We start from the raw sequence: 6,862 nt of genomic DNA on the forward strand, positions 1-6,862 counted from the left end.
AAATACTATATTAATCTAGCTCTGTTAATACTACTCCAATTAGTCCAGGGCCAGTATGAACAACCATGACTGGACTAATTTCACCTAATAGTATTTCTTTAAAAACAGCTAGTTGTTCAAATTTATTCTTTAAAGTAATGGCCTCTTCTTCGGCAGCAGCATTCATAACATCAAGACAGTACTCTTTGCCTTCCTGCAATTGTTCTTTAATTACCTGATAAAGCTTCTTTAAAGATCTCTTTCTACCTCTAACTTTAGAAAAAGTAAAATATTCTCCTACTTCATCAATCGCAATAATTGGTTTAATATTTAATAACTCAGCAATTGTACCTGATACTTTTCCAATCCGACCACCTTTTTTTAGATATTTTAAAGTTTCAACAACAAAAAATACATTTATTTTATCTTTTTTTGCTTCAACTTTTTCAATTATATCTTTAAATTTATATTTGCCGGTTTTTACCAATTCCTGAGCATAGAGTGCTAATCTTCCGAGTCCCATTGACAGCATTTTGGAATCAATAACTTCTACCTCTATTCCTTTAATTTGACGAGCAACCATACGGCAATTATTAACAGTTGCTGAGAGCCCACTGGAAATATGAAGTGAAATTATATGAGTATAACCCTGTGCTTTTAAATCAAGATAAAGATCTTCAATTTCCTGCGGTGAAGGCATAGAAGTTGTTGGGATTTCCCGGTCAAAACTCCGATAAACTTCAGAAGGAGTAATATCTACCCGATCATGATACTGCTGATCACTATAAATAACTTTCAACGCTATAGAATTAATTCCTGATTTACTTAAATCATCTTTATTTAAATCTGAAGTACTATCAGTTACAACTGCAATTTTTTCTGCCATATTATTTCTCCTCCTGTTTTTTACAACTTAAATTTTAACTTTAATAAAATGACTATTTTCGTAAAGTAGCAATTATCTCTTCAAATTCTTCCTTACTTATTTCACCTCGAGCATATCTTGCTCTAGCCAGTTCTTCTGCATCATTTTGAGAACTATTTTGCTGCTTATTAATCGAATGATCTTGCTGATAATTATTATTTTTATTGTTATTATTACGCTGTAAAAGCAGGTAAACAGCAACCCCAATTATAATAATCCAGATAAAAAACATTAGATTGCCCCCTCTCCCGGGCCAAAAACCCATATGACCATACATGTGTCCATATCTAAACATATTATCACTACTCCTTTGTTTAACAAATTAATATTAAATTAATTATAAAACAAAAATATGAATTAAATATGAATTCTACCTGCTCTTAACTAGCTAAATCACAAATTTCAGACTATAATTCCAGCTAATAAATATAAAATTAACGCCATTAATCCATTTAAAAGTGCATAAGGTAATTGAGTGTTAACATGATCAATATGATCTGAGGCAGAAGCCATTGAAGAAATAATTGTAGTATCAGAAATTGGCGAACAATGATCACCCATAATTCCACCAGAAATTACTGCTCCAATAGTAATTGTTAGTGGTGCGCCCATAGCAACTGCCATCTGAATACCAATCGGCATCATAATACCAAAAGTACCCCAACTTGTTCCAGTTGCAAAAGCCATTACCGCTGCCAGCAAAAATACAATTGCAGGACCGAAAGAGCCGTTCACTCTGCCAGCTACAAGTGAGGCCATAAATTCTCCTGTTTGTAGATCACTGATTACATTACCAATTGTAAAAGCTGATATTAATAAAATTGCGACTGGTACAATAGCTCCAATTCCCTGATAAACATAATCAATATATTCTTTTAAGGTCATTATTTTACCCCACACATATAAAAAACCAGCAAAACTAACAGCTGTAATTACTGCCCAAAAAACAGAAGTCGAGCCTGATCCCTGCAGTAAATTGCCCTCACCTGTAAGATAAAGGCCAACTGGCATCATTGCAATTAAAACTAATAAAGGCAGAATCATGTTCCATTTATTAGGTTTTACACCCTCTTTAGGTGGTGTTGCAGTTGCCTCTTCAGCAACCATTGGAGTGGCTCCTTCTCTAAGGACAAGACCTCTTTCAGCAGCACGTTTTTCTGCTTTTTTCATCGGCCCCCAATCATTTTCAGTAATTATGTAATAGGCTACAGCCAGAATAGCTATTATACTATAAAATTGAAAAGGAATCGACCTAATAAGCAGATTAGCAGCTGAACCATTAACTACTCCATTAGTAATTTGAACTCCAATTACCCCCATCAGCATTGCCCCCCAGCCATTAAGCGGAATTAAAGCGCACACCGGAGCAGAAGTAGAATCACAAACATAGGCCAGCTTTTCTCGTGAAACATTATACTTATCAGTTAAAGGACGGGCAACAGTTCCTGCTACAAGACTAGTAATAGACGATTCTATAAAAATCACCAGACCAATAACATAAGCCAAAAACAGTGCGCCCCGTTTATTTTTTATTAATTTTTTCTTTTTAGTTAAATAATTAATAAAACCCTGAACTCCACCTGAAGCAGATATAACTGTAATCAAACCACCAACTAGAAAAGAAAATATAATGGTTTTAGTAATCCAGGCTTCAGAAAAAATTGCAACAACTTCTTCTAAAGTCATATTTAAAGCAGCAAAAAATTGACCCCCTGTTAAGATTAAGCAGCCAGAAAATATTCCTAAAATAAGTGATAAAAAAACCTGTTTAGTAAATAAAGCCAGCAAAATAGCAACTACTGGTGGCACAATACTTAAAATACCATATTCCATATTTTCCCTCCTTTAAAAGATCTCAGCACAGCCAATTCTGACTGTAGCTAACTATATTATAACACAGCTGAGAAAAAATATTAATTAGCTTAAAGTAAACCTGTAAACTGCCACCAGAAATATTCGAAGATAATTACTATTATAGTAACTAAAGTAAGCGGTATTCCTAGCTTTATCACACTTTTTTCAGTATAGTTACCATTATCCTTTCCCATACCAACTAAAATATTAAGATGATGAAAAGGTAATAAATAGTGAGTTCCAATTGCTGTATAAACAAATAAAGTAGGCACAAGTGGATTAAGTCCAATATGTTTAGCAAAAATTAAAAAAGCAGGAATAGCAATACCCATAACTGCAATTACACTGCCTAAAAACATATGTAAAATCATTGAAATAGCTGCTGTTAAAAGGGCAAAGTAAAGCAAATGCTGAGGGGCCTGCTCAGGCAAAATAACTCCTGCTACCCACTGATTCATCCCGGTCAATGAACCAACTTTACCAATAGCTACTGCCGCTGTCAGGAATATTAGTACTTTAATCGGAACTTTATTCCAGTCTTCTGCTTTAAGAATATCACCTGTAAAAGGTAGACTCATCATAACAGCGACTGTTAAAGTAATCCAGCCCAGCTTAACACCATGAAAAGAATCTGTCATCCAGAGTACTACAGCTACAATAAGCCAGAAAACTGTTTTCTGCTCTTCTTCTGACATTCTTCCCAGATCAAGCAGCTTACGTCCAATAGCCTTTTTATTAAGTTCAATTTCTTCTTCAGGTTTAAATAATTTTAAAATTAAAAACATAGTTAAAATAGCTGCCAACATAGCTGGAGCTCCCATCTGCAAAAACCATCCGCCCCAGCTTAATTCTATACCAGAAAGCTGTAAAGCCATGATATTTAAAGTACTCTCTCCTGTTAAAAAGATCATTGAGATTGGAATAGAGGCGGCAAAGACTGTAAACCCTATTTTAGCTGCATCAGTTTCAGTTATACCTGCATTTTCAATAATTACTGCCATAACAGACATAATGATAAATGCCCTTGGCCAGGGATGTGGGATAATTAAACTTAATAAAAAAGTTAAAGCAAAAATTGAATAAATAATTGAACGAAAAGAATCAACAAATTTAAGAATAAACTTATAGGCAATTCTTTCTCCTAAACCTGAGCTATCAACTGCTGCTGCTATTAAATAGGCTCCAATTACTAAATAAACAGTCTGAGTAGTCCAGAGTGATAAAACTTCTTCCGCTGGAGCAATTTTAAAAATAAGTAATAACATTAAAAATAAAGCAGAAATATAAGCTGGATCTGCAACTTTTGCAGCCCAGAAAATAACCGTCATAATAGTTAAGGAAAATGTTTTCCGTCCAGCTACAGAAAGACCTGTTAGCTCAAGATTCCAGATAATAAAGGCTATAATAACACCAGCAATTAAAAAAAGAGTTCTTCGTTTATTAATTTAAATCACCTCAGAAAAATTTTCTTAGTTAAAATTTTTTAAAATTATATCCTTAATTAATTTAAGCTCCCTTTAATTTTACTAAAATTTAAATCTTAAAGCAAATAATTAGTCCACTCTAATTATAATTTAATTTACATTTATTAAATAGTCTGATATAATTAACTTTAGATAAAATAATTTAAACCAAAGGAGGCTGTTCAATGCCTTATCTTGCAAATGAAAATCGTTATGAAAAAATGACTTATAACTATTGTGGAAAGAGCGGGCTTAAGTTACCCGCAATTTCAATTGGGCTGTGGCACAATTTTGGTGGAGTTGATACTTTAAGCAATGCTCGTAAAATTTTAAGAAAAGCTTTTGATCTAGGAATTACTCATTTTGATTTAGCAAATAATTATGGACCTCCTGCTGGTTCAGCTGAAGAAACCATGGGAATTCTACTGAAAAAAGATTTTAAACCTTACCGTGATCAATTAATAATTTCTTCTAAAGCAGGTTATTATATGTGGCCTGGACCTTATGGAGAATGGGGATCACGCAAATATTTAATTTCCAGTCTTAACCAGAGTTTAAAACGGATGGGACTTGAGTATGTTGATATTTTCTATCATCATCGTCCTGATCCTAACACACCTCTCGAGGAAACAATCGGTGCGCTGAAAGATATTGTACGCCAGGGCAAAGCCCTCTATGTTGGCATTTCAAATTATAATGCTAAGCAGAGTAAAAAAGCAGCTGAAATTGCTGATAAAATGGGGATTAAATTACTCTTAAATCAATATAATTATTCATTATTTGATCGCTGGTCAGAAGAAGATGAGCTGCTTACCACTTTAAAACAGCTTGGCATGGGTTCAATTATCTATTCACCATTGGCTCAGGGACTATTAACTGATAAATATCTAAAAAAAATACCAGATGATTCGAGAGCTGCTAAAGCTACTGGTTACTTAAAAAAAGACAGTATTACAGATGAAAAAATTGCTAAAGCCAGTCAGCTAAATGAAATTGCTGCTGATCGCGGACAGAGCCTAAGTCAAATGGCACTGGCCTGGATTTTAGATCAAGATGTTAGTTCAGTTTTAGTTGGAGCAAGTAAAGTAGAACAAATTATTGAAAATGCTGCAGCTCTTAACAAAGTTAGCTTTACTAACGAAGAGTTAGCAGCAATAGAGGCTATTCTAGCGGAATAATAATTGATAAAAGAGACAGATCAAATCTGTCTCTTTTATCTTTATTATTTATTAAATTTAAGCTAATATATAATTATTTTTTCCTGATTCTTTAGCTTCATATAATATGTTATCTGCTCGCTTAAATAATGATTTAATATTATCAGTTGACTTCAGCTCAGTTATCCCTGCACTAATTGTTATAAAGGGAAGTTCATCACTCTGTAAAATTTTAATTCGATAGATAAGATTTTTTATATAAAACTCAGCTTTAACAAGATCAGCTGAATAAATAATAGCAAACTCATCCCCTCCCCATCGAGAAATAAAACTATTAGCTGGCATATCAAGCTTGAGTAGTTCAGCCAATCTAATTATTACCTGATCTCCAATATCATGACCATAATTATCATTGATACTTTTAAAATCATCAATATCAAACAAAATAAGGCTAATTGCTTTTCCGCGGTGGGACTGATTAATAAAAATAGACTTTATCTCCTGATCAAAAGCTCGCCTATTATAAAGTTTAGTTAAAGTGTCTCTACTTGCTAAATATTTCAACTTGTCATTAGCTTTTTTTAACTCACTACTATAATGATTAAGTTTTTCTTTTTCCTCTTCATAAGCCATAGCAAATTTCTGCAGCAGATAATAATTAGCCAGTAAAAGTAATGGTATCTGTATAAGACGATCATGAAATTGATAACTAGCACTGTAGTTAGTTAATAACTGAGGAAGCTTATACTCAAGTGAAATAACTAAGATAAACATCAAAATTAATATTGTTACTAAAGTATTACGAAGTCTTTTATCTTTAAATAAAATACTAATTGCTGTTAAAATCAAAAAAACATAAGCTAACCCATTATTTTTACTACCACCAGATTGAAACCAACCCAGAGGCAGAAAAATAAAAACTACTACAAAGAAATAGTAAAATCTTAATTTAGCAATAGAGTATTTATTAAACCGTTCTTTATAGATTAGGAAAAATGAAAAAATATCTAAAATAGCCCACTTTAAATTTACAATCTGATTAAAACCAATAATTGTATTTGATACAATATTAATGGAAGAAAGCCCAACAATAAAAAACAAGATTACTCTAAATACCCTATTCTCCAGACTGTTTAATTCACTGTTTGTTTTTTCCATTATATTCAATCCCATCTTTAAATTAAAGCTCTAAAAATTAATGCTTTACCTAAAGATATTCAAGATAAATCGCAGATTTCCTGCCTTTAATTATTGCAAATACTTATTATATAAGCGAATTTCATAAAAATAAGCCTTGATATAACAAAGATTTTAATGATATAAAAAGGGCTTCACCCCATCTTGTCGAATTTAATAGTAGCACCCATAAAATACGAAAGAAGGTGAAGCCCTATTAATAATATTCGACAAGAGTGTCTCTTTCCCTTTGAAGAATTACTTAATTTATCGGAAACAGACAAATTAATTTGTATTTTAGATCCTAT

The 6,862-nt window shown here is 32.5% G+C and carries 6 protein-coding genes; 1 reads left to right on the forward strand and 5 read right to left on the reverse strand.

Going from position 1 to position 6,862, the window contains the following annotated elements; translation table 11 throughout:
• Positions 1-10 precede the first annotated feature (10 nt).
• The 4 genes from BMZ74_RS06690 to BMZ74_RS06705 form a co-directional block, all read right to left on the reverse strand.
• On the reverse strand, positions 11-865 hold the full coding sequence (locus tag BMZ74_RS06690; protein ID WP_089861298.1) for a DegV family protein: 855 nt from the start codon (positions 863-865) through the stop codon (positions 11-13).
• 52 nt (positions 866-917) lie between these two features.
• Complete coding sequence (locus tag BMZ74_RS06695; protein WP_089861300.1) at positions 918-1,199, reverse strand: SHOCT domain-containing protein; 282 nt, start codon at positions 1,197-1,199, stop codon at positions 918-920.
• Positions 1,200-1,306: 107 nt separating this feature from the next.
• Positions 1,307-2,737 (reverse strand): Na+/H+ antiporter NhaC family protein, encoded by a 1,431-nt coding sequence (locus BMZ74_RS06700; RefSeq protein ID WP_089861302.1) that lies wholly within the window; start codon positions 2,735-2,737, stop codon positions 1,307-1,309.
• Positions 2,738-2,826: 89 nt separating this feature from the next.
• Positions 2,827-4,203: an SLC13 family permease gene (locus tag BMZ74_RS06705; RefSeq protein ID WP_089861304.1), complete on the reverse strand. Its 1,377-nt coding sequence runs from the start codon at positions 4,201-4,203 to the stop codon at positions 2,827-2,829.
• A 203-nt stretch (positions 4,204-4,406) separates the two neighbouring features.
• On the opposite strand from BMZ74_RS06705, the gene mgrA reads away from it, so the two are divergent.
• Positions 4,407-5,399: an L-glyceraldehyde 3-phosphate reductase gene (gene mgrA, locus BMZ74_RS06710; protein WP_089861306.1), complete on the forward strand. Its 993-nt coding sequence runs from the start codon at positions 4,407-4,409 to the stop codon at positions 5,397-5,399.
• A 57-nt stretch (positions 5,400-5,456) separates the two neighbouring features.
• Here the strand turns inward: mgrA and BMZ74_RS06715 are convergent, their stop codons facing one another.
• Positions 5,457-6,536: a GGDEF domain-containing protein gene (locus tag BMZ74_RS06715; RefSeq protein ID WP_177181385.1), complete on the reverse strand. Its 1,080-nt coding sequence runs from the start codon at positions 6,534-6,536 to the stop codon at positions 5,457-5,459.
• Between the last annotated feature and the right edge of the window lie 326 nt (positions 6,537-6,862).

The sequence above is a fragment of the Halanaerobium salsuginis genome, from assembly GCF_900114545.1.
Taxonomy (GTDB): Bacteria; Bacillota; Halanaerobiia; order Halanaerobiales; family Halanaerobiaceae; genus Halanaerobium; species Halanaerobium salsuginis.